The organism is Saccharopolyspora galaxeae (assembly GCF_016526145.1).
Lineage (GTDB): Bacteria > Actinomycetota > Actinomycetes > Mycobacteriales > Pseudonocardiaceae > Saccharopolyspora_C > Saccharopolyspora_C galaxeae.
Window position 1 is genome coordinate 227,193 of the sequence record NZ_JADDUE010000005.1, and the last position, 22,268, is coordinate 249,460.

Annotated in this window: 21 protein-coding genes; 13 read left to right on the top strand and 8 right to left on the bottom strand. The window is 70.3% G+C overall.

Annotated elements, in window-relative coordinates:
• Positions 1 to 286 precede the first annotated feature (286 nt).
• A complete protein-coding gene (locus tag INP57_RS30025; RefSeq protein WP_255520854.1) occupies positions 287 to 418 on the top strand; it encodes a hypothetical protein in 132 nt (43 codons plus the stop codon).
• 317 nt (positions 419 to 735) lie between these two features.
• Positions 736 to 1,623, top strand: coding sequence for a hypothetical protein (locus INP57_RS13830; RefSeq protein WP_200070597.1), 888 nt, complete (start codon positions 736 to 738; stop codon positions 1,621 to 1,623).
• Between the two features lie 748 nt (positions 1,624 to 2,371).
• Here INP57_RS13830 and INP57_RS13835 read toward each other — a convergent pair.
• Positions 2,372 to 2,836 carry a PPOX class F420-dependent oxidoreductase gene (locus INP57_RS13835; RefSeq protein ID WP_200070598.1) on the bottom strand — a complete coding sequence of 155 codons (465 nt, stop codon included), beginning with the start codon at positions 2,834 to 2,836 and terminating at the stop codon, positions 2,372 to 2,374.
• A 339-nt stretch (positions 2,837 to 3,175) separates the two neighbouring features.
• On the opposite strand from INP57_RS13835, the gene INP57_RS13840 reads away from it, so the two are divergent.
• The 7 genes from INP57_RS13840 (at position 3,176) to INP57_RS13870 (ending at position 10,788) form a co-directional block, all read left to right on the top strand.
• Positions 3,176 to 3,808: a hypothetical protein gene (locus INP57_RS13840; protein ID WP_200070599.1), complete on the top strand. Its 633-nt coding sequence runs from the start codon at positions 3,176 to 3,178 to the stop codon at positions 3,806 to 3,808.
• 63 nt (positions 3,809 to 3,871) lie between these two features.
• Complete coding sequence (locus INP57_RS13845; RefSeq protein ID WP_200070600.1) at positions 3,872 to 5,491, top strand: molybdopterin-dependent oxidoreductase; 1,620 nt, start codon at positions 3,872 to 3,874, stop codon at positions 5,489 to 5,491.
• Between the two features lie 33 nt (positions 5,492 to 5,524).
• The gene (locus tag INP57_RS13850) at positions 5,525 to 6,568 is read left to right on the top strand and encodes an NAD-dependent epimerase/dehydratase family protein (RefSeq protein ID WP_200070797.1); all 1,044 of its coding nucleotides are present in this window, start codon (positions 5,525 to 5,527) and stop codon (positions 6,566 to 6,568) included.
• 209 nt (positions 6,569 to 6,777) lie between these two features.
• A complete protein-coding gene (locus INP57_RS13855; RefSeq protein WP_200070601.1) occupies positions 6,778 to 7,443 on the top strand; it encodes a fasciclin domain-containing protein in 666 nt (221 codons plus the stop codon).
• A gap of 105 nt (positions 7,444 to 7,548) precedes the next feature.
• Positions 7,549 to 8,559, top strand: a complete 1,011-nt coding sequence (locus tag INP57_RS13860) for a phytoene/squalene synthase family protein (protein WP_200070602.1) — start codon at positions 7,549 to 7,551, stop codon at positions 8,557 to 8,559.
• Positions 8,556 to 9,284 carry a class I SAM-dependent methyltransferase gene (locus INP57_RS13865; protein ID WP_200070603.1) on the top strand — a complete coding sequence of 243 codons (729 nt, stop codon included), beginning with the start codon at positions 8,556 to 8,558 and terminating at the stop codon, positions 9,282 to 9,284. Before INP57_RS13860 ends, INP57_RS13865 begins: the two co-directional genes overlap by 4 nt.
• Positions 9,277 to 10,788 (top strand): FAD-dependent oxidoreductase, encoded by a 1,512-nt coding sequence (locus tag INP57_RS13870; protein ID WP_200070604.1) that lies wholly within the window; start codon positions 9,277 to 9,279, stop codon positions 10,786 to 10,788. The genes INP57_RS13865 and INP57_RS13870 overlap by 8 nt, the downstream gene beginning before the upstream one ends.
• Before the next feature lie 165 nt (positions 10,789 to 10,953).
• Here INP57_RS13870 and INP57_RS13875 read toward each other — a convergent pair whose 3' ends face one another.
• The 3 genes from INP57_RS13875 to INP57_RS13885 form a co-directional block, all read right to left on the bottom strand.
• The gene (locus tag INP57_RS13875; protein WP_200070605.1) at positions 10,954 to 11,958 is read right to left on the bottom strand and encodes a Rieske (2Fe-2S) protein; all 1,005 of its coding nucleotides are present in this window, start codon (positions 11,956 to 11,958) and stop codon (positions 10,954 to 10,956) included.
• A gap of 273 nt (positions 11,959 to 12,231) precedes the next feature.
• Positions 12,232 to 12,669: a hypothetical protein gene (locus INP57_RS29555; protein ID WP_233627517.1), complete on the bottom strand. Its 438-nt coding sequence runs from the start codon at positions 12,667 to 12,669 to the stop codon at positions 12,232 to 12,234.
• 197 nt (positions 12,670 to 12,866) lie between these two features.
• Complete coding sequence (locus tag INP57_RS13885) at positions 12,867 to 14,036, bottom strand: S8 family serine peptidase (RefSeq protein WP_200070606.1); 1,170 nt, start codon at positions 14,034 to 14,036, stop codon at positions 12,867 to 12,869.
• Positions 14,037 to 14,300: 264 nt separating this feature from the next.
• Here INP57_RS13885 and INP57_RS13890 point away from each other — a divergent pair, with 264 nt between their 5' ends.
• A complete protein-coding gene (locus tag INP57_RS13890) occupies positions 14,301 to 14,729 on the top strand; it encodes a universal stress protein (protein WP_200070607.1) in 429 nt (142 codons plus the stop codon).
• A 32-nt stretch (positions 14,730 to 14,761) separates the two neighbouring features.
• Here the strand turns inward: INP57_RS13890 and INP57_RS13895 are convergent, their stop codons facing one another.
• Positions 14,762 to 15,565, bottom strand: coding sequence for an ANTAR domain-containing protein (locus INP57_RS13895; RefSeq protein ID WP_200070608.1), 804 nt, complete (start codon positions 15,563 to 15,565; stop codon positions 14,762 to 14,764).
• Between the two features lie 229 nt (positions 15,566 to 15,794).
• Here INP57_RS13895 and INP57_RS13900 point away from each other — a divergent pair, with 229 nt between their 5' ends.
• From INP57_RS13900 to INP57_RS13910, 3 genes are all read left to right on the top strand, one after another.
• Positions 15,795 to 17,174, top strand: a complete 1,380-nt coding sequence (locus INP57_RS13900; RefSeq protein WP_200070609.1) for an ATP-grasp domain-containing protein — start codon at positions 15,795 to 15,797, stop codon at positions 17,172 to 17,174.
• Complete coding sequence (locus INP57_RS13905; protein WP_200070610.1) at positions 17,171 to 17,725, top strand: GNAT family N-acetyltransferase; 555 nt, start codon at positions 17,171 to 17,173, stop codon at positions 17,723 to 17,725. Before INP57_RS13900 ends, INP57_RS13905 begins: the two co-directional genes overlap by 4 nt.
• Positions 17,726 to 17,797: 72 nt before the next feature.
• Positions 17,798 to 18,790, top strand: a complete 993-nt coding sequence (locus INP57_RS13910; RefSeq protein WP_200070611.1) for an NAD-dependent epimerase/dehydratase family protein — start codon at positions 17,798 to 17,800, stop codon at positions 18,788 to 18,790.
• 13 nt (positions 18,791 to 18,803) lie between these two features.
• On the opposite strand, the gene INP57_RS13915 is transcribed toward INP57_RS13910, so the two are convergent.
• The 3 genes from INP57_RS13915 to INP57_RS13925 all read right to left on the bottom strand — a co-directional run bounded on the left by INP57_RS13915 (position 18,804) and on the right by INP57_RS13925 (position 22,238).
• Complete coding sequence (locus INP57_RS13915; protein WP_200070612.1) at positions 18,804 to 19,892, bottom strand: threonine synthase; 1,089 nt, start codon at positions 19,890 to 19,892, stop codon at positions 18,804 to 18,806.
• A 164-nt stretch (positions 19,893 to 20,056) separates the two neighbouring features.
• Positions 20,057 to 21,565 (bottom strand): arylsulfotransferase family protein, encoded by a 1,509-nt coding sequence (locus tag INP57_RS13920; RefSeq protein ID WP_233627518.1) that lies wholly within the window; start codon positions 21,563 to 21,565, stop codon positions 20,057 to 20,059.
• 13 nt (positions 21,566 to 21,578) lie between these two features.
• Positions 21,579 to 22,238 carry a sulfotransferase family protein gene (locus INP57_RS13925; protein ID WP_200070613.1) on the bottom strand — a complete coding sequence of 220 codons (660 nt, stop codon included), beginning with the start codon at positions 22,236 to 22,238 and terminating at the stop codon, positions 21,579 to 21,581.
• Positions 22,239 to 22,268 lie beyond the last annotated feature (30 nt).

The following is a 22,268-nucleotide window of genomic DNA, read 5'->3' on the forward strand; positions in this document are numbered from 1 at the left end:
CAAAAAAGGACTTGACCGCTCACCGGACCGGACGGTGACGCAGCGGATCTCGTTGGTTATTCTGAGCATGCCGCCGCACCTCCCCCTCGTGCGGCGAAGGACGCCCAGGGCTTGAACCCCCAGCAAGCCCTGGGCGTCGTCCTTTTTCCGCTGTCGTGGGCCAGCCAACGACCGCCCGGGCGACCAGCTCGTGCATGAGGTCATGAGGTTGGTGACGCCTGAGCATGGCCCCTGAGCCCGGGCCCCGCCCTCATGCCTGCACCTCATCCGCCAGAGTTGCGGCAGCGTGCTGTCGAGTTGGCCCGCCTGCGAGAAACCGGTCGCCGAGGTGGCCCAGAGCCTGCGGATCAGCGAGTCCTGCCTGCGGAACTGGATGGCCCGGGCCGACGCAGATGAGCACGAGAACCAGCCCGGCTGAGCAGCGCCGAGAAGAAGGAGTTGGCCGAGCTGCCGATCACTCTGAAGCCACGCGCGTTCTCGGCTTTGGTCGCTCCGCATCGGCGCCGTTGAGAGCATAAATACTGCTCTATTTGGCTTAGTAACGATGCGCGAATTTGGTGCTTCCGGGCCAACTTTGAGAGTTTTCCGATGTTCGAAGGGTAAGACTCCCTATGATCCGCGCGGAAAAGCACAGATCAGCGTAAGGGTGCGACTGACCCGGCGGGCTCGATCTTCCCGGAAGTAGGGTTCTAGTGGCGCTTTCAGTTTTTGCACCCGCGGAGAAGAAAGGCTCTCGTGGTTCAACGCTACCTGCTTTTTGATTCAACCTGTTCCGTATGCAGTGGGCTTGCTCGCGATGTAGAGAACCATAGTGGCGGTCGACTGGTTGCACAAAGCCTGTATGATTCAAAGATTCAACAGCTGCTCGATAAGGCAACGCCGAATTGGCCGTGGGAACCTACGGTGCTAGAGGTAGAAGATGGTCAACCTAGAGCCTTCACTGGGCTGTTGATGCGCATTCGACTCCTCTACGTTCTCGGACCGCGTAGCTCATATCAAATCGCGCGTTTGATGGCGCGGACTCAAATTGTACAGATATCTGACTCGGACTCTGCGTCAAAGAAGTTCCTCAAGAAAGTGGGTGGAACCTTAGCTGGCGCTACTGGCTTGTCCTTATCGGGTACGAGGCCTGCAGCTGCCAGGGAAACCATCGCGGTCAAGTCGATCGAAGACTTGCCGCAACATGCTCGTCGGGAGGGCGTCAGGGCTATTAGCGACCTCCAGTCGGTAGATGAGGCTGGGGGCGGCTCTCACACGACCGGGAACATTAAGAGTGTCCAGTTTACTCACTCGACTCCTGACAGGTCGGGAAAGATTATCAGTGAGGTATCTGCTGCGCGCGACTCGTTTGAGCTGGTTCGAAACGGCAGCACCGTCTTAAAGGTTGCCATGGACAAGGCTGAGCGCGCGTTTGACATCGAAGATTATTCTGGGCGCAGCACCCACTTCATTTTCACAGCTGATGGAGTTGTTTCTGACGACGGGATTGCATCTGAATCCACTGAGATCGTACAGCGGAACCGTGATGATCTAACTTTGGCTGCGTCGGTGCAAGCGGATTTGGCAATGCTGGATGCGCCATCAAATCACCGCCGAGCAAGCAGGAGGTATCTGATAAGGTAAATTGCCAGTGTCGCCCCTCGCTTAATAGTCGCGGGTCGAGCTACGGGGCGAGCAAAAGTTCTGCATGTCAAGGTGCGCGCGATGATGCGAATACTAAGTGCTCGAACTGCTCCTGCCTCGGTTGCTGTGGCTGGTTGAGTCCTACTTGTGATTGCGCGTGCGGTGTTGGTGATTATATGTGCTCCTGTGGAATCACGGGATTTGCGTGCGACCCACACTGCCTTCCGCAGTGTCGTTGACATGTATCGGGGTCAGGTTTGAGCTTTGAGTAAGACTCTGGCGAGGCGAACTCGTTTTGGAGTCTCGCCTCGCCAGAGCATCGATCCTGGTGAACCATCGGGTGGCGCAGTCGTCTGCAGTGATGAAATCATTTGAAGCCTGTCCCGCGAATATATACACTGCGTGTACTTGATAAAATCTGCTGACCGCTGGGCACCTGTGGCGCTTTTTGGCGAAGTGATCGTATGATATTCAAATGTTTCATACTGGAGAGATTGCTATGAGTTTTGGTTTGAACCCTATGGAGGTCGTTCTACTGGGGGGTGTCGCGCTCGCCGTTGTCGGACTGATCGTCTTGCTGGTTATGGTCTTGGTAAAGTATTTCCGGTAGGTGTATCGGGAGCAGTGAAGGTCTGTGCCGCTTCCACGCGCGCCACGGGATACGGATTGGTTGCAATCTGAACCAAACCGATCCGTTCGGAGACGCAGGCTTCAGCGCTCAGCAAGGGCCGGGTGCCTGACGGGCGGCTCAGTCCTCGGCCAGGCGGGACGGGAAGCCGCCGGTGGCGATCGGGCCCCAGTCGTCGATGGTGACGCGGATCAGCGATTTGCCCTGCTTGCGCATCGCTTCCCGGTATTCGTCCCAGTCGGGGTGTTCGCCGGAGATGCTGCGGAAGTACTCGACCAGCGGTTCCACGCTCTCCGGCGGATCGATCACCTCGGCGCGGCCGTCGACCTGCACCCAGGCCCCGTTGAACTCGTCGGAGAGCACGCACACCGAAACCTGCTCGGAGCGCTTGGCGTTGCGGGTCTTCGCCCGCTCCGGGTAGGTGGAGATCGCGATGCGGCCCTGCGGATCCACTCCGCAGGTCACCGGCGAGAGCTGCGGCCTGCCGCCGGTGCGCTCGGTGACCAGCACGGCGCGGTGCCTGGGACGCAGGAATTCGAGCAGTTCCGCGCGGTCGACCCGGGTATTGGTGGCGATGGTGGCCACGGTGTTCCTTCCCGTCGGGGCTGTGCCTGCCGCCGAGTGGCGGCCCGGTGCGGAACTTACCCGAACGCTGCGCCCGCCGGCCGCCCGCAATTCGACGATCAACTGACGAAACAAAGTTCCTTGATCGCTTCGATCAGCAGGAAAAATCACCTGTACCGCACGGTCATGTGAGTGACGAAAGACTCTGCGATCTGACCGCGGCGGCCCGTAGGCTGCGCAGCGGGCCGAGCTGAGGGGCAGCGGAGCGGCCCGCACGGATCTGGGGAAGCCGGCCACGCGCCGCAGCACGCCGGGCGCGCCGGCTCGCAACACCGCATCGGGCGGACCGGGGAGGCGACGTTGCCGAGGACGGACACGATCGCGCGCGCGTTCCTGAACTACCTCTACGACGAGGACGACTTCCGCCCCGAGGTCGCCGGTTTCCTCGCGAGCGCGCACGCCGGGTCGGTGATCCCCCCGCCGCAGCGCGCGGAACTGGTCGAGGTGGTGCGGTTGCTGCAGACCCGCGAGCTGGTCGCCACCGGGCGGGAAAGCGCCGAAGGGCTGCCGCTGCGGGCCGGGCTCACCGGTTCCGGGTTGATCTGCGTCAGCGACCACGGCGGCGACGTCGCCTCCTGGGACGGTGCCGCGCCGGTCGCGGTCGCCGAACCGCCCGAGGTCGTGCCGCCGCGCTCCCCGGCCGAGCCCACGACCGTGCCGCGGGAGTCGCTGGAGGGCATCGCGCGAGTCGCCCGGGTCGCGTTGTTGGCGCTGCCAACCGTGCACGCCCGCTACGGCGAAGCCGAAGCGGTGCAGCGCGTCGCGAACGGCCTGTGGGAAGCAACCCGCGCGCCCCGGCCGGATCCGCGCCGGGTGCGCCTGCTGGCGGCGAAGCTGCGCTCGGAGCTGGGCACCGGTTCGATGGCGAACACGCTGGGTGTGGTGCTGATGGACAGCCTGGACGAGGCGCTCCGGGAAGCGCAGCTGCCGTGACTCCTCGCCCGGTGCGTCCGGGATCCGAATATCGGGGGCAATCCATCGCGGCCGCGACTACGAATGGAAGATGTGAGACCGGAACGACTTCCCCGTCCCCTGCCCGCAACCGTCGCCGCGCTGTGCGGAGTGCTCGCGGCCGCAGCCGCGATCGGCTCGGGACAGCTCGTGGCCGCGCTGGTCGAGCCGCGTTCCGCGCCGCTGCTGGCGGTCGGCAACACCGCCATCGACCTGACTCCGGAGCCGGTGAAGCAATTCGCCATCCGCGCGTTCGGCGAGTCGGACAAGACCGCGCTGCTGGCCGGGATGGGTGTCGTGCTGCTGGTGTTCGCGGTGCTCGCCGGTCTGGTGTCGCGCCGCGGCCCGCGCCCGGGCTCGGTCTTGGTCGCAGCGTTCGGCATCGTCGGGATCGCCGCGGTGCTCGCCCGGCCCGATGTGGGGGTGCTGGGCGTGCTGGCACCGGTGGTGGCGACCGCGGCGGGCGTGTGGGTGTTCCGCTGGCTGCACGGTGCGGCGGCAGACGCCGACGCGGAGCGCGATGCCTCCGGCGGCGCGCGATCCGGCGACGAGCCCGGATCCGACCGCGAAACGGAATCCGGCGGCGAGCGCGGACCCGGCAGGCGGCGATTCCTGGTGTCGTCGGTCGCGGTGGCCGCCGGTGCGGGTGTCGCGGGCGGACTCGGCTCGCTGACCACCGGCGGGCGCAGCGGCGGTTCACCGGCCGCGCAACAGGCGGTCGGCAGGGCGCTGAACGCGCCACCTGCGCAACCCGTACCGGCCGGAGCGGACTTCCGGGCCGACGGAACACCGACGTTCATCACGCCGAACCGGGACTTCTACCGGGTCGACACCGCGCTGAGCGTGCCGAGCGTCGACCTGGACTCCTGGCGGCTGCGGGTGCACGGCATGGTGGACCGCGAGCTCGACCTCGGTTTCGCCGACCTGGCGCGGTTCCCGCGGGTGACCCGCACGATCACGATGACCTGCGTTTCCAACGAGGTCGGCGGCCCCTACATCTCCACCGCCGAGTTCACCGGCGTACCGATCCGCGACGTGCTGCTGGCCGCCGGGGTCCGGCCCGGTGCCGAGCAGGTGTTCAGCACCAGCGCCGACGGCTTCACCGCGGGCACCCCGACCGACGCGCTGCTGGAGGCCGAACGCGGCGCGCTGCTGGCGTTCGGCATGAACGGCGAACCGCTGCCCGCGCAGCACGGCTACCCGGTGCGCATGGTCACGCCGGGCTTGTACGGCTACGTCTCGGCCACGAAGTGGCTCACCGACCTGGAGCTGACCACCTTCGCCAAACCGGCTTACTGGATCGAGCGCGGCTGGGGGCAGCGCGGGCCGATCAAGTTGCAGTCCCGCATCGACCGGCCGAGCGGTTTCGCCAAGGTGCCCGCCGGCCGCAACGCGGTCGCCGGAATCGCTTGGGCGCAGACCATCGGCATCGACGCGGTCGAGGTCCGCGTCGACGGCGGCCCGTGGCAGCCGGCCCAACTGTCCACAGAGGTCAACGACCAGACCTGGCGGATGTGGCGCGCCGACGTGGACCTGGCTCCCGGCGGGCATACCGTGGAATGCCGCGCCACCGACCGCAACGGGCAGGTGCAGACCCCGCGACGGGCATCGGTGCTGCCGGACGGTGCCACCGGGTGGCATTCGGTGTTCTGCACCGCCAACTGAAGCGTTTTCCCAACGAGCACGGAGGTCATGAGCTTGCACGTCCTGGTCACCGGAGGCGCGGGCTTCATCGGCTCGCACATCGCCGACCTGCTCGCCGAACGCGGGCACCGGGTCCGGCTGCTGGACGCGCTGCTTCCCGCGGCGCACGGATCGGGCGCGGCACCGGACTACCTCGGCGAGCACGAGCTGCACGTCGGGGACGTGCGCGACGAGCAGGTGCTGCGGCGCGCGCTGGACGGCGTCGACGTGGTCTGCCACCAGGCCGCGATGGTCGGGCTGGAAACCGGAATCGGCGACATGCCGGGATACGTGGCGCACAACGACCTCGGCACCGCGCAACTTCTGTCCACAATGGCCGATGAGGGCATCGGGAAGCTGGTGCTGGCCGGTTCGATGGTGGTCTACGGCGAAGGCCGCTACCGGTGTCCGAGCCACGACCTGGTCCGGCCCGGACCGCGCGCCGCCGAAGACCTCGAAGCCGGGATCTTCGAGCCGCGCTGCCCGGACTGCGGCGGACTTCTGGAACCCGGCACGGTTCCGGAGGATGCGCCGATCGATCCGCGCAACACCTACGCGACGACGAAACTCACCCAGGAACACCTCGCCGCGGTGTGGGCCCGCAACACCGGCGGCACTGCGGTGAGCCTGCGCTACCACAACGTCTACGGGCCGCGGATGCCGCGCAACACGCCCTATGCGGGGGTCGCGTCGCTGTTCCGGTCCGCGCTGGCGCGCGGGGAGGCTCCGCAGATCTTCGAAGACGGCGGCCAGCGGCGCGATTTCGTGCACGTGCACGACATCGCCGCGGCGAACGTCGCCGCGATGCACCGCGATCAGCCCGGCTTCGCCGCGTACAACGTGTGCTCCGGGCAGCCGCACACCATCGGGGACATGGCTCGCGCGCTGGCCGAGGCCGCGGGCGGGCCGGAGCCGGTGCTGACCGGGCGCTACCGGCTCGGCGACGTCCGGCACATCGTGGCCGACCCTTCCAAGGCCGCCGAAGAGCTCGATTTCCGCGCCACCGTGGGCTTTTCCCAAGGCATGAAGGAGTTCGGCACCGCCGGTCTGCGGGCGTGAGCACGGTCGGAACGAGCGGGCGGGCCGATCGGTCCCGCCCGCTTTTCCATGCGCCGACGGGATTCCGGCCGGCTCGGAACACCTGCGGCCGAAGAAATCCGGCAGAAAAGTCTTCATGGGACCAATCCGAAATCCCGGATGCACCGAACACCTGATGAGTCCGGGGATTCGCACCCAGCGAACCCCTCCATCCCCAGGAGGACACGTCCATGAGGATTCGTCGTCAAGCCGCCGCGCTCACCGGTTCCGCCGCAGTGCTCGCACTCGCGCTCTCCGCCTGCGGACAACCCGCGCAGGACAGCGCCGAATCGGCCGCGCCCGGGCAGCCCCCGGCCGGTCAGCCCGCTGCGCAACCGGCCGCGAACGGCGTTACCACCGCCGAGGACGTGTTCGGACCGGGCTGCTCCCAGGTGCCCACCGACCCGAACGACCCGGGCTCGGTGCAGGGCATGGTCGACGACCCGGTCGGCACCGCGGCGAGCAACAACCCGCTGCTGACCAAGCTCACCGCCGCGGTGCAGGCCGCCGGGCTGGTGGACACGCTGAACAAGCCGGACGCGCAGTACACCGTGTTCGCCCCGGCCGACCCGGCGTTCGAGGCGATCCCGCAGGATCAGCTGGAAGCGATGCTGACCGATCCGGCGCAGAAGCAGCAGCTGACCGATGTGCTGACCTACCACGTGGTGCCGCAGCGGATGGACGCCGAAGGACTCGCCGGGGCCGGGACGCTGCCGACCGCGCAGGGCGGGCAGCTGAAGGTGGAAGGCTCCGGCGAGAACTTGAAGGTCAACGGCGCGTCGGTGCTGTGCGGCAACGTGCCCACCGCCAACGCCACGGTGTTCGTCGTGGACAAGGTCCTGATGCCGCAGATGTGAGCCGTCGCCGCGGCACGCCCGGCCGAGCGCTCCGGGCGTGTCCCGGCCCACGGGCGGGCGGCGTTGCCGAGCGCCGCCCGCCCCGCATGTGCTTCGATCTCCTATGTGGACGTTGCGGGCGGATTCCGGCACCGCGGCGAGGATCCCTCGCCCGCGGCGCGGCGCGAACTCGACGCCGCGGGTATCCAGGACCCGGCGTTGCGCGCTGCGCACGCAGCGTGCCGGGCGTTGAACGCCGAGCACGGCCGCACCTACTTCCTCGCCACCAGCCTGCTGCCACCGGCGCGCAGACCCGCGGTGCACGCGCTGTACGGCTTCGCGCGCTGGGTCGACGACATCGTGGACGTCCTCGACGACCCAGCGGGAACCAGCCGCGCGGCCGAGCTCGGCAGGTTGGAGCACGACCTGCGCAGCGCACTGGCCGGGCACCGCGTCGAGCACCCGGTGCTGGCCGCGCTCGGCCACACCGCAGGCCGGTACCGGCTGGATCGCGCGCTGTTCACCGATTTCCTGCGCTCGATGCGGATGGATCTGCGGATCAGCGACTACCCGACGCGCGCCGCGCTGGACGAGTACGTGCACGGCTCGGCCGGTGTGATCGGGCTGCAGGTGCTGCCGGTGCTGGGCACGGTCACCCCGCGGGAGCAGGCCGCGCCGCACGCGGCCGCGCTCGGATTCGCCTTCCAGCTGACCAACTTCCTGCGCGACATCGGCGAGGACCTGGACCGCGGCCGGGTCTACCTGCCCGCCGACGAACTCGCCGCGTTCGGCGTCGACCGGGACCGGCTGCTGTGGTGCCAGCGGCGCGGCAGGCCGGATCGCGCGGTGCGGCGCGCGCTGGCCGACCAGATCTCGCGGACCCGCGCGATCTACCGCGACGCCGAGCCCGGTATCGCCATGCTCGACCCGATCTCCCGCCCGTGCGTGGCCACGGCGCACACGCTCTACGGCGAGATCCTGGACCGGATCGTCGAATCCGGGTATGAGATCTTCGGTGACCGGCTCGCGGTGTCCACCGGCAGGCGGCTCGGCGTCGCGCTGCCCGCGCTGAGTTCTGCCGTGGCGGCCCGCGCGCGGCGCCACCTCGGCCACGTGCTGCATGGGAGTTCCGGATGAGCCCGCAGGACCGGAACAGGGCGATCCCGGCCCTGTTCGACCAGGGCGGCCGCGACTACGACCGCCTGGTCGCCGCGAACCCCGGCTACCACCGCCACCTCGCGCTGTCCGCGCGGCGACTGGCGCTGCGCGGCGGCGGGCGGGGTCTGCGGCTGCTCGACGTCGGTTGCGGCACCGGGGCGTCCACCCGCGCGCTGCTGGACGCCGCGCCGCACGCCTCGATCGTCGCGGTGGACGGCTCGCAGCGGATGCTCGCCGAGGCCCGCGGCAAGGCGTGGCCGCAGTCCGTGCGGTTCGTGCACGCCGACGTGCGGTCGCTGAGCGAGGCCGGAGTGCACGGCCCGTTCGACGGCATCCTCGCCGCCTACCTGCTGCGCAACCTGCCGGACCCGAGCGCGGGCCTGCGGCTGCTGCACGACCTGTTGCGGCCGGGCGCACCGCTGGCCGTGCACGACTACTCGCTGCCGCTGCGCCTCGCCGACCGGCTGCTCTGGCACGCCGTGTGCCGGGCTGTGATCATGCCGCTGGCGCGGCTGAGCACCGGTGAGACCGAGCTGTACCGGCACCTGTGGCGCAGCGTGCTCGAATTCGACCACCCCGAGCGATTGCTGAACAGAATGCGCAAGACCGGTTTCGCCGCGGTGCGCGTCGAGCCCATGAGCGGCTGGCAGCGCACGATCACCCACACCTTCCTCGGCGTGCGCCCGGAGTCCGCCGATGCGTGACCGGCTCGCCGTGCGCCGTCCGGCCCGGCCCGGCGCCGCCCGCGCGAGCGATCCGCGCCCGCGCGCGGTCGTGGCCGGCGGTGGCATCGCCGGGCTCGCCGCCGCCACCTGCCTGGCCGAGCGCGGTGTCGAAGTGGACCTGCTCGAACGCGAGGACCAGCTGGGCGGGCGCGTCGCCGGCTGGACGACCACGCTCGCCGACGGCACGCAGGTGCCGATGAACCGCGGCTTCCACGCCTTCTTCCGGCAGTACTACAACCTCCGCGGCCTGCTGCGCCGCGTCGATCCGGCGCTGGACGGGCTGGTCGAGCTGCCCGAGTATCCGCTGCTGGACCGGCACGGCAGGCTCGACACCTTCGCCGGATTGCCGCGCACCCCGCCGTGGAACGCGCTCGGCTTCGTCGCCCGCAGCCCCACGTTCCGGTGGCGCGACGTGCCGCGGATGTCGATCCGGACGGCGCTGTCGCTGGCCGACGTGCGCGTGCCGCAGACCTACGAGCGGCTCGACGAACTCGACGCCGCGACGTACTTGCAGCGCATCGGTTTTCCCGAAGCGGCCCAGCACTTGGCGTTCGAGGTGTTCTCGCGCAGCTTCTTCGCACCGCCCGCCGAGCTGTCGGCCGCCGAGCTCGCGGTCATGTTCCACCTGTACTTCCTCGGCTCCAGCGAGGGCTTGCTGTTCGACGTCGCCGACTCCTTCCCGGCCCTGTGGAACCCGCTGGGCGAACACGTGGAGGGGCTCGGCGGGCGCGTGCACCTCGGCAGCAGCGTGCAGGGGGTAACGCACGACGGGCCGCGCGAGTACGTCGTGCACCTCGGCGGTGGCGAGCGGATTCCGGCCGACGCCGTGGTGCTCGCGGCGGACCTTCGCGGGCTGCAAGGAATCGTGCAGCGGTCCACCGGGCTCGGGAACGCCGACTGGCGCGAGAGCATCGCGCAACGGCGGACCGCTCCCCCGTTCCTGGTGTCGCGGTTCTGGCTGGACCGGCCGGTGCGCCGGGACCGGCACGCCTTCCTCGGCACCAGCGGCTTCGGACCGGTGGACAACATCAGCGTGCTGGAGCGCTACGAGCGCGGCGCCGCGGATTGGGCCCGCAGCAGCGGCGGCTCGGTCGTCGAACTGCACTGCTACGCGCTGCCGGGCGAGTCGACCGTCGAACAGCTGCGGCCGCGGGTGCTCGCCGAGCTGCACCGCGCCTATCCCGAGACCGAGCGCGCGCAGGTGCTCGACGAGCGCCACGAGCTGCGTTCGGACTGCCCGCTGTTCCCGCCGGGCGGGTTCGCGCAACGAGCCGCGATCAGCACGCCCGAGCCCGGCCTGGTCGTCGCCGGCGACCACGTGCGCATCGATATGCCGGTGGCGCTGATGGAACGAGCCGCAACCAGCGGTGTGGTGGCGGCGAACCGGCTGCTGGGGAACTGGGGCGTGCGCGGGCACGACGTGTGGACCGTCCCGGGCAGCGGCCGGAGCGCCCTACTGCGCACCGCGGCCCGAATCGCCTGAGCCGCCGCGAACGCGAGCCACCCCGCTTCTCGTCCGCCGCGATCCGTTGTGCGGCATCTCGGCCGGCCGGCTATCCGAGGAAAAATTTCACTCACCACTGAACTTGCAAAGCCGCTGCAAACTTCACATCGCGCTGGCTGGCGCCGTACGGCTCGGCGGAACCGCTCAGCGACCGGCCCTGCGCAGCGCGTACCTGCGCTCGGCGTAAGCGAGGTCGTCGCGCCACAGCCGCAGCGCCGCCCACCGCATCAACGGCCGCACCGCCCCGGCCACCGGCCGTGCCATCCGGAAGCCGGGCCGCGGCGAGTGCGCCACGACCGCCTCGATCACCGCGGTCGTGGGCTCGCCCCGCGAATTCGTGCCCAACGGCGTCGCATGCGTCTCCACCACGCTGCCCACGCCTTCGCCCTCGTCGATGCGCATGAGGATGGTGCGCGGCCCCGGTGCGCTGAAGCTCGCGCGCACCGGCACTCCGACACCGCGGGCCAGCTTGAACGTGACCGCCACGTCGAACGTGTCGTCGGCGTCCGAGGAGGCATCGGCCTCCGGCGCCCGCAGCACCGTCAGGTTCGCGAACGAGTAGGGGTGGAACCACGAGCCGTGCCACGGATCGAGCCGATTGGCCACGACGTCCTCCGGTTCGCACACGCCGATCGCCGTGGCCACCGCGTCGATGCTCTCCGGCGGCCGCGGACGGTGCGGCACGACCGGCTCGGGCAGCGGCTCCTCCCCGCCTTGCGCATCGAGCCGGACCCACGCCAGGACTCCGTCGTCGTGCGCGGGGAACGTGCGCCACCACCGGCCCGCGTCCTCGCCCAGCTCGAGCCCGTGCCACCGGCACACCAGCCGCCCGCAGTGCACCCGCGCCTCGCTCAACGGCGCGCCCATGTGCGGACACGCGCCAGGACCGGCGTGCAGCGCGCCGCTTTCGTCCCGCCACGCCACGATTTCCACGCCCGCAACGGTCCGGCCGAACGGGCGCGCGGAACCGATCTCCCTGCTGCCGGCGAGCACGAACCAGTTGCCCGATGGCCGGGACTGGGCGCGTTTGAGCGCAGCATCGATCAGCGCCGGCCGCGCCTCGCGCCACGTGCCGCGCTGCTCGGCCCATCGCGGGACGCGGATGCGGCGCAGCGGCAAACCGTTGCCTGTTCCAGTGCGAAAAGCCACGTCGTTCCCCTTCTCTCGGCTCGCCGCGAGTGAGCGTAGGGGTGCGCGGGCGGGTGCGCGCGATCTCCGTAGCGGCGTGCAGCTGCGAGCTCGCGGGTGGATCAATGGCCAGCATCGCCCCGCAAGCGCGAAGAGGCCATGCCTCAGCAGGGCTGGAACCGCAAGCACGAGCGGCAGTACGAGCACCTCGAGAAGCGCCGAGCAGCACGGCTGCGGCGAGGAATGGGCGACGGAGTCGGGCGCCGGCGCGCCAGTGACCGGCACGCCACGCGCTCAGCCGCGGCGGCCGGCCTCCGGTTCGTCGTCTTCGATCGCGTGGGCGGCGGCTTTCGCGCAGTTGCCGAGATCCTCGGCCGCGGCCGCCGCCTGGTCCAGCGCGACATGCGCGTCCGGCGGCCGTGCCCGGCCGGGAGTCGCGTAGCGGTAGGCGAGGCTGTCGAGCAGGTGCGCCAGCCGGTGTCCCCTCCCGGCGATGTCGAGCAGCGCGTCGCGGGCGGAGGTGATCTCGGATTCCGCGGGCGGTTCTCCTCGTGCGCCGGGGATCTCGGTGGGCGCGGCGGCCTGCGCCGCGCTGTCCGCGGCGATGGTCAGCTCGCGGTTCGCCCGGCGTGCCAGCGCCGCGGCGTCCTCCCGGGCACGTTGCTCACCGGGCCGGCCGGGAGCGGCCGATTGCCTGCCGGTATCGCCTTCCCCGGCGTCGTGTGCGTTCATCCGTAGCCGACCCCCCGAGCGGCCGCGCTCGAGACTCGTCAGCGCGGTCACCTGATGGTGCTCCGCCGGTTCAGCGCACCTGACCGGCCGCCTTCCGACTACCCGATTCGGGGGAACGACACACCTGAACACCCTTGCCACGACGGCAAAACGCGGGCGGACCGGAACCGTCCGGTCCGCCCGCGCCGCACTCCGGGTCAGGGCGCGTGCACGAGCCCCGTGCCCACGTCGGTGGCGGGAAGCGCCAGCCGCCGACCGCGCTGGGTCAACCGCGCCCACAGTCCCCAAGCGCGTTCGGGGAACTGCTGCGCGAACAACGCGGCGACCCCGGCGACGTGCGGGGTGGCCATGCTGGTTCCGCTGAGCTTGCGGTAGCGCTCCTGGCCGGGCCAGCTGGAGTACACGTCCACGCCGGGGCCGGCCAAGTCGACCTGCCCGATCTCGTCGACCGTGCCGGACGAGAAGTCGGCGATCTGGCCCTGCTCGTCGACGGCGCCGATGGCCATCACCGACGGGCAGTTCGCCGGATGCCCCACGGGCGCCACGACACCGGCGGAGCGCTGGCTCTCGTTGCCCGCAGCCGCGATGATCAGCGTGCCGCGCTGCATGGCCCGCTGCGCGACCCGCTCGAATGCGTCCGAGAACGGCTGGCCCGGCTGGGTCGGCGCGCCGAGCGACATGGACACCACCGGGCAGTTGTTGGCGATGGCCCATTGGATCCCGGACAGGATTCCGCCGTCACCGCCGGAACCTTCGTCGCTGAGCACCTTCCCGGCGTAGATCGAAGCTTCCGGGGCGATCCCGTAGCCCGGCCCGGCCTGCAACGTCCGCGGGCCGCACGAAGTGCCGATCACGTGCGTGCCGTGGCCGTGCCCGTCGTGCGCGTCCTGGCCCTCCACGAAGGACGCGGTCACCACGTCGCGGCCGGCGAAATCCGGGTGTTGCTGGTCGAAACCGGTGTCGAGCACCGCCACCCGGACACCGCTGCCGGTGGACGCGGCGCTGTCGGCGCCGACCGCTTTCAGGCCCCAGGTCGTTTCGGTGTCGTCCGGTGGCTGCGGAGAGCCGATCGCGAACACCCGGCGCTCCGGCTCCAGCGCGGCCAGCGCGGTACCGCGCTGCTGCATCGAGTTCCGCAGCGTGGCCACCTGGTCCTGGTCGGCGTCGATCAGCGCCACGCCGAGGTCGTGCAGCACGACGCCGCCCGCGCTGCTGAACAGCTCCCCCGGCGCGGCGCCTGCGGCGTCGGCGGTGCTGGCGGCGCGGATCCCGGCGACCCGGTTGAGCTCGCGGGCGCCGAGCACGGTGGCATCGTCCTGCAGCAGGACGAGGTAGCGGCCCGTGGTCGGGTTCTGCGCTGTGGTCATCGTTGCCCCCTACGCGGTCTGCGACGTATGGCCCCACAAGCAAACTCCCGTCCCGCCCGTACCGGCAAGACACCGGTCGAGTAACGATCACGTGCGGCGAATTCGCCTGGCATCACTGGAAAATCTCAACCCGCCGCTGAGCCGGGTGACCCCTGGACGAATGGTCGGGCACGCACCGTCGACGACTCGCCGCAACATCGTTGCCAGCCGGCGAAGCTCCGGCCGACACTGGAATCCGCTGCCGGAAGGCTACGGAGGTGCGACGTGGACACCGCAACGCAGAACGTCATCGTGGTCGGAGTGGACGGTTCGGAACCCTCCCGGTCCGCATTGCGCTGGGCGCTGGAACAGGCCGAACTCACCAACTCCCAAGTGCGCGCCGTGGTCGCCTGGGAGTACCCCGCCTTCTACAGCTGGGAGGGCGGGCCGATGCCGCCCGATGAATTCCAGGACACCGCGGCACGCAGCATGAACGAGGCCGTGGACGAGGTCGCCGCGGGCAGTCCGGTGCAGGTCCAGCGCGAGGTCGTGCACGGGCACTCGGCGCAAGCGCTGCTCGACGCCTCCGGCGACGCCCGGCTGCTGGTGGTCGGCAGCCGCGGGCACGGAAGTTTCTACGGTGCGTTGCTGGGTTCGACCAGCCAGCGGTGCGCGGTGCACTCGAACTGCCCGGTGGTCATCGTCCGGCAGTGATCCGCCGATGCCCCGGTGAAGGGCGCCGCCGATCACCTGCCGACGAGTTCGGTCGTGGCGCGCCGGAGCACGTCGTAGCAGTCCTGCGGGCTCAGGCCGCGCCGCTCGACGAGCACGGCGGTGGCGCGTTCGATGGCGACGGAACTGCGCACCGGCTCGGTGATGCTGCGCTGCGCCAGCTCGCCCGCGGTGACCGCATCGGTGGTGCCGAGCGCGGCCGCGACGAAGCAGGCCAGCACGAGCAGCCGGTCGGCCGCGGAGTCGTCGAACGTCCCCGGACTAGCCGAGTACGCCGTCAACGCACCGCGAACACCGCCACCCGCCGGGAACACACCGGCGGCGCCGAGACTGCGCAGACCGCACCGCGCCGCCGCAGCGGCGAACTCCGCCGGTTCGCCGGTCAGGTCCGGGCAGGCGAGCGCGCCGGGCCCGGATTGCCTGCTGACATCGTGGAACGGCCCTTGGACTGCGCCGCTCTGCACGTCGTCCAACGCCGCGGCCCGCTCGTCCGGGCCGCCTGCGGCGTTCCGGGTGCCGGCGGTGTGCAGCGGTTCGCCGGCCCGGGTGAGGGTCAGCGCGGCGAACTCCGCACCGGGAACGCTCCGGACCGCCACCGCGAGGACGGCATCGACGACACCGCGCAACGTCCGTTCGGCGAACACGTCGCGGCCGAGGTCGGCGAACCGGCCCGCCAGCGGCGACCAGATCTGCGCCCGCTGGTCGGCGAGTCCGCCGGTCCCGCCCGGCGCGCCGGAGCCGGCGAGTCCCGCGCCGGCTCCGACGCGCTCGGCGAAGCGGCGGCGGTCGGTCTCCCAGTCCGGGGTCAGCGCTGCCATCGGTGCCTCCTCTCGCCAGCAGGAGGTTTCCCAGCGCCGCGAACGGCTATTCGGACCACCACCGAGGGCGGTCCGGCAACGCCAGACGATCGGCTGCACCGGATCCGACGAACCCCGGCCCACAGCCAGGTGATCATCCGGCGTTGCTCTGTCCCGGGCGATGGCCTTGCGGTATCGATGAAGAGCAGCTTCAGCGCCGCGCGTCCGCCAGTCCGATTGCGAGGGAACCGTGCGTCCGACGATCGGATCGACCGAGGACGGTGACCGGGCGCTGCGCGAACGAGGCCTGATCGACTTCGTCACGCGCGCGGTCAATGCGCTTCCGCTGCTGCGCGCGGGTGCGCTGACCTGGTTGGCCTCCGCGGAGTCCGCGGATCCCGAATGGGCGCAGCGCTTCGGCGTGCGGACCTGCTCGCTGGAACATCAGCAGGGTTCGCGCAGGGATGTGCGGCGTTGCGGGATCAAGGCGATGAAGGCTTCGCTGACCCCGCCGGCGCGGGTGCGCGCGCATGGCCAACCGCCGCTGCTGTCCGCGACCAGGCCCGAGGTGCCGCGACATTGGGCATCGCTGGTCGCCCGGGAACCGGAGCGGACGGCACCCGCCGACCTCAACGACAAGACCCGGATGCGGGCCTGGTTCGCCGACCGCGGCCTGCCCGTCCCGGTCGGCGAGGTCGTCGCCGCGCAGTCGCTCTCACACCCGGCGCTGGTTCGCGGGCTGGGCTCGCCGTTCGTGGCACAACGCCCGGTCGGCTCGGGCGGCCTGGGGACCTACTTGGTGCGCACCGATGCGGAGCTGCGCGCGGCACGGGCGCGCGAACCGGCGGCAGGCGACTGGCTGATCAGCGAATTCCTCGACGGCACGGCGCTGAACTTCCACGGATTCGTCGGCATGGACGGCTCGGTCGGCGTGACCAGGCCCTCGGTGCAGTTCGCCGGCCTGCCCGAGGCGGGCTTCGAGTTCGGGGCCTACTGCGGCTGCGATTTCCAAGCGCCGCAACGCGTTTCCGCGATCGCCATGGAACGCGCGCGAGAAGCGGTCGAACGAGTGGGAGCCGGGTTGGCCGGACGCGGCTACCGCGGCGTGTTCGGGGTCGACCTGATCGTGCGCGGCGACTCGGTGGCCGTGTTGGAGCTCAACGCCCGGCCGCAGAGCTCGACGTGGTTGCTGGGCGAGATCGAACGAGCCCAAGGGCACGTCCCGCTGCTGAACCGGCACGCGCTGGAACGGCAAGGCAGGCGCACCAGCGGCGAGCACGACCCGGCTCCCGCGCCGGGCGTGCAGCTCGCCGTCCGGCACACCGGCCGCACCGCCGTGGTGACCACCGCTCCGCGCAGCGGGGTGTACGCGCTGGACGGGGATCGGCTGGTGTGGCGTCGTGCCGGTGCGGGTCTGCTGGAGTGCGCCGAAGGTGAGTGCGCGGCCGTGGGCCTGCCCACGCGCGGTGCCGAGCTGGAGACCGGCGCATCGCTGGGAATGCTGGTCACCGCCAGCGCGGCGACGGGTCCGGACGGGAAGGTGCTCAACGAGCACGGTGCCCGGCTGACCGCTGCTTTCCGCGAACTGTTCGCCCTCTCCGCCAAGGAAACCGAGGAGGCCGCCGGATGAATCCGCCCACGCTGCACGTGCGTACGGCCACTGTGGACGACATGGACCTGTTGCTGCGGTGGCGGGAGGAGGCCGCCGACTGGCTGCAGACCGAGCACGGCACCGACCAGTGGAACCGCCCGGCGGACCGGCAGCGCATGGTGGACTGGATCCACGAGGGGTCCACGTTCATGGCGGCACTGCAGCCGGATGGGGAGCCGGTGGCCACGGTCACCAGCACCCCGCACGGATCACCGGTGCTGTGGACCGAAGAGGAGCTGCGCACTCCCGCTCGCTACTTGCACAAGCTGGTGGTGCAACGTTCGCACGCGGGACGCGGCATCGGCACCTGCCTCGGGCGCTGGGCGGCTTCGCACGCGGCGCGGACGGGCGTCACGATCGTCCGCTACACCGCCTGGGCCACCAATGCGAAGTTGCTGGACTACTACGACCGGATCCGGGGCCGGTACGTGCGCACGGTTCCGGGGTTCCACAATGGAGCGCTGTTCGAGAATCCGGTCGTGCCGCGGGACGACCTGCCCGTGGTGGAGGCGGCCGACGTGCTGGTGTGAGCTGAGCCGCGGCGAAGCTGAGTCGCCGAAATCGGTTTCCTGGTCGCGCCCGGAGTCCGTAACGTCTGCGGGGTGCGTGCGGAACGGATTCTGGTGACCGGCAGCGCCGGGCACCTCGGGGAAGCATTGGTGCGCAGCGTCCGCGCCGAAGGACGCGACGTGGTCGGGCTCGACCTGGTGGAGTCCCGGTTCACCACGGTCACCGGCTCGATCACCGACCGGGCGTTGCTGCGGCGGTGCCTGCAGGGCGTGACGGGCGTGCTGCACGCGGCCACGCTGCACAAGCCGCACGTCAGCTCGCACGAGCGGCAGGACTTCGTGGACACCAACGTCACCGGCACGTTGGCGCTGCTGGAGGAATCCGCCGCCGCCGGGGTGGAAAGCTTCGTGTTCACCAGCAGCACCAGCGCGTTCGGCCGCGCGTTGACACCCGAGCCGGATCAGCCGGCGGCGTGGATCACCGAGGACGTCGAGCCGGTGCCGCGCAACATCTACGGCGTCACCAAGATCGCCGCCGAGAACGTGGCCGAGCTGCTGCACCGCGAACACGGCCTGCCGGTGGTGGTGCTGCGGACTTCCCGGTTCTTCCCGGAGGACGACGACCGCGACGAGGTGCGGGCCGCCTACGAGGGGATGAACACGAAGGTCAACGAGTACCTGTACCGCCGCGTCGACCTCCAGGACGTCGTCGACGCGCACCGCCTCGCGTTGGCCGAAGCTCCGCGCATCGGCTTCGGGCGCTACATCATCAGCGCCACTCCCCCGTTCAGCCGGGAGGATTCCGCGCAGCTGCGCACGGATGCGCAGGCTGTGGTGTCCCGGTTGTTCCCGGACCAGCCGGGCGAGTACGCCCGCCGCGGGTGGCGGATGTTCCCCGGGCTGGACCGGGTTTACGACAGTTCCCGCGCCCGCGCGGAACTCGGCTGGCGACCGCGGTACGACTTCCGCCACGTCCTGGATCTGCTGCAGGCCGACGAGGACGTGCGCAGTCCCGTCGCCCGCGCTGTCGGAACCAAGGGGTACCACCCGTATCCGCACGGGATCTACACGACGGGGCCCGAGTGAACCCGCTTCGGGTTCAGAGGCCGTTGAACGGATGTGACGTCAGTACGACCACAATGGACTCGCCGGGTGCGGCGACACCGCGCCCGCGCAACTCCTCCACCGCGGGCAACACGGTGGCGGACGTGCCTTCGCAGAGAATCCCCATGCGTGCCAAGCGGATCCGGGCATCCTCCACTTCGGAGGAGAGCACCACGGGCGATCCGCCGGTGTCGTCGAGGACTCGCAACGCCTGCACCGTCGTCGAATCCCCGCCGATCGACGGGGTTCCGGCGGCCGAGCCGGTGAAGCTGTCGTGCACGCCGGCTCCCGCGCGGACCGCGGCGAGCCTCGGGAACGGCTCGACCAGATGAACCCGTGGGCACGATTCTCCGTGCCTGCGCGCCATCTGCTGCAAGCCGAGGCACACGCCGTAGGCGAGGTCGCCGCGGGAAACGGGGATCACCACGTGTTCCGGCAGGCGTTGCAGGCCGGAGCGGATCTCCCAACCGATGGCCCGCATCGCGTCGATCCCGAACGGTGAACCGCCCGCTACCGGGCGCGTGTAGTTGGTGACCACGAGCGTGCCCGGATCACCGGTGCGGCCGCGCAGGAAGTCCCAGCGCTGCTCGGCACTGTCGAAAACGTGCAGCGTGGCACCGGTGTCCCGGACGGCCCCGGCGAGCACATCGGGGATGTCGGTGGTGACGGCGACCTCGCACGCCAAGCCGTACGCCGCGGAGTAAGCGGCCAGCGACAACGCGGCGTTGCCGGAGGAAGCAGCGGCGATGCCCGCGTACCCGGCAGCGGCGGCGCGGCCGACCGCGCCCCAGCTGAACCGGTCCTTGTGCGAACCGGTCGGGTTGGCCGCCTCGTTCTTCACCCACACGTCGAGACCGGCCACCTCGGCGGGCAGCGGGAACAGCGGCGTGCCGCCTTCGCCGAGGCTGCGCGCGCCCGTCAGCGACAGCCGCGGCCGGTCGTCGTCGTACTCGCAGCGCAGGTTCGCCGCGCTGCCTTGATCCCGGCAGTGCTCGCAGCCCGCCGGATGGTCCGCGACCGGATGCAACCGTCCACACTGGATGCATCGGAGCCCGGTGAGGTGCTCGTTCATCGCAGGCTGCATCGCTTCCCCCTCCGGGTGTCGGATCCGGAGGAAGCCTACTGTCCGAACCGGTCGCGGACACCGTCCGGGCCTCGCGGCCGGCACGAGCCCGCTCGCCGCGCCGTTTCCGCGGAGTGAAGGGACTCCTCGGCGGGAAAAGTCCCTTCACTCCAAGCGATCGGCTCTCAGCCCACCCGGGCAGGCGGCGAGGCGCCGAGCACGGCTCCCCCGGCGTCGAGGGCCTCCACGGACACGAACGGTTGCGCACCCGCGATGTCGACCCGGGTTTCGAACCCGGTCTTCGGCGCGTCCTGCACCGGAGCCAGGTTCGCCTCGTCCGGCCCGGCCAGCACCCGCCAGGTCACCACTTCGGTCGCCCCGTTCCAGCTCGCGTAAACGCTGGTCGAGCCGTTGCCCGGCAGCCCGGCAACGGCCGGGGCGTCCAGCGGCTTGCCCACCCACGCCGAGCGGAACGCGCGGTAGGACGTGATCGACTCGGTGAACCTGCCGTGGAACAGCACCTCGCCGTCCGCGCCGAACTCGGTGAAGTACGGCTCTCCGCCCCAGCCGACGAAGACGTGCCCGTTGGCCAGCACCTGCATGTTGCCCTGGTTCGGCGCCAGCAACCCTTCCGGGCTTTCGTTGCTGCGCACCACGTTCGCGGTGCGGGCGGTCTCGTCCACGGCCAGCGACAGCGCGCGGGAGCGGCCGCGACCTGGTGCGGCTTCGGCGTTGTCGAAGATGGTGATCGTCCCGTCCGGCTGGCGGCGCGCGTCGTGCTGCCAGGCGAACGCCGCGTCCGGACCCATGGCGAAGTCGCTCCGCTTGCCGCCGAGCCGCCACGTCACCTCGCCGCTGGCCCGGTCGATCCGGAACACCGAGTGCGTGCAGCGCGCGGAGACCAGCAGCGCGTCACCGTCCTCGCAGATCGCGTTGGGGTGGATGTAGTCGAACCACTGCTCCGGGTCCTTGGGCACCGCCAGCAGCGACTCGTCCAGCCCGACGTGTTGCAGGCTGCGCCACTCGAGCAGCAGCTGCCCGGAAGCGATGTCGATTTCCTGCAGGACGCCTTCCAGCACCTTCGAGTTCGGTTGCCCGCCGACCGGCGTGGTGTCCGCGCGCACCTCGGAGTAGATCAGCAGCAGCGCGGTTCCGCGCGGAGTGATCACGAACTCGTGCATGTCGCCTTGCAGGCCGTTGGCCGCGCGCACGGTCGCGATCCGCCGGTAGCTCTCGTCCAGCACGGCGTACTGCCCGTTGCCGAAACCGGGCGGCACCTCGATCGCGCCCTCCCAGAAGGTCAGCACCGGCCGGTCCTGGTAGCGCTGCACCTGGAGGTTGGCGATCACGCCCTCGGCGGGCGGGCTGAACCACACCGGTTGGCCGAGATCGTCCATGATCAGCGCACCGGGCTGTGTCGCCGCGCGCGGTGCGGCCGCCTCGGCGTTGAGCACGTTGGCTCCGGCCGGGGTCAGCAGCACGTGCCCGGGCTCGGTGTTCGCGGCCGGAGTGCTGATCTCCACCAGCGGCGGTTGCAGGTCGGGGCGGGTGATGAGGCCCTGCCCGGCGCGGGCGCCCGGGGACGCGGCGGCGCCGGCGGTGCCTGCGGTGCCGATCAGCGCGGGCACGGCGGGAGCCGCGGCCAGCATTCGCAGCACCGCGCGGCGGCCGATCGAGAAGGAGTCAGATGACATGGACATCTCCGGATCAAGCGCTGGTGAACGGGGACGGCACTTCGCCATCGGCGCTGACCTGCGCGGCCAGGTCGCGGATCGAGGCGGAATCGTTGACGTGCGGGAACTCCTCCTGCGGCACCGGCACGTCGAGGAAGTCGCACAGCCGCTGCCAGCCCTCGCCGACGCGGTAGACCAGCAGCCGGTCGGCGGGCACCACGCGCTGCACTTCGGCGTTGTGCCGTTCGAAGACGTCGATGGCGTGCGCGCGGTCTTCGAACCGGCCGTCGAACGTGCCGTTCCAGATCATCCGCTCGATGGTCGGGCGCAGCTTGGCGCTGAAGTCGTCGTCGCCGGGCGGGTCCTGCACGAACTGGTAGATCGTGCCGTAGGTGCTGTCGTACCAGCGTTCCGGGTCGCGCACGGTCAGCAACACCTTGGCGTCCGGGTAGAAATCCATCAGTTCGCGGTAGAACGCACAGCCCGGCCAGTCCACTGTGGACTCGAATCCGCCGAGCACCTGCTGCCAATCGGAGACCCGGCCGTCCATCGCCAGCTCCCAGTCCTGCGCCCGCTCGGGCTGCGCGATCACCTCGAACATGTGGTAGCAGGGGCCGTAGCCGAGGTGTTCCAGCGCCGCCTTCAGCGATGCGGTGCCGGTGCGGCCGAACCCGGCTCCGATGATCTTGACCATTGCGTTCAACTCCTTGTCGTAGCTGCCCGG

What these genes read in the sequence shown, in the direction of transcription:
- INP57_RS13845 (WP_200070600.1), top strand. Translation starts at nt 3,872, where the DNA reads ATGGAAGATGTGAGACCGGAACGACTTCCCCGTCCCCTGCCCGCAACC.
- INP57_RS13855 (WP_200070601.1), top strand. Translation starts at nt 6,778, where the DNA reads ATGAGGATTCGTCGTCAAGCCGCCGCGCTCACCGGTTCCGCCGCAGTG.
- INP57_RS13865 (WP_200070603.1), top strand. Translation starts at nt 8,556, where the DNA reads ATGAGCCCGCAGGACCGGAACAGGGCGATCCCGGCCCTGTTCGACCAG.
- INP57_RS13870 (WP_200070604.1), top strand. Translation starts at nt 9,277, where the DNA reads ATGCGTGACCGGCTCGCCGTGCGCCGTCCGGCCCGGCCCGGCGCCGCC.
- INP57_RS29555 (WP_233627517.1), bottom strand. Translation starts at nt 12,669, where the DNA reads ATGAACGCACACGACGCCGGGGAAGGCGATACCGGCAGGCAATCGGCC.
- INP57_RS13885 (WP_200070606.1), bottom strand. Translation starts at nt 14,036, where the DNA reads ATGACCACAGCGCAGAACCCGACCACGGGCCGCTACCTCGTCCTGCTG.
- INP57_RS13895 (WP_200070608.1), bottom strand. Translation starts at nt 15,565, where the DNA reads ATGGCAGCGCTGACCCCGGACTGGGAGACCGACCGCCGCCGCTTCGCC.
- INP57_RS13905 (WP_200070610.1), top strand. Translation starts at nt 17,171, where the DNA reads ATGAATCCGCCCACGCTGCACGTGCGTACGGCCACTGTGGACGACATG.
- INP57_RS13915 (WP_200070612.1), bottom strand. Translation starts at nt 19,892, where the DNA reads ATGCAGCCTGCGATGAACGAGCACCTCACCGGGCTCCGATGCATCCAG.
- INP57_RS13920 (WP_233627518.1), bottom strand. Translation starts at nt 21,565, where the DNA reads ATGTCATCTGACTCCTTCTCGATCGGCCGCCGCGCGGTGCTGCGAATG.
- INP57_RS13925 (WP_200070613.1), bottom strand. Translation starts at nt 22,238, where the DNA reads ATGGTCAAGATCATCGGAGCCGGGTTCGGCCGCACCGGCACCGCATCG.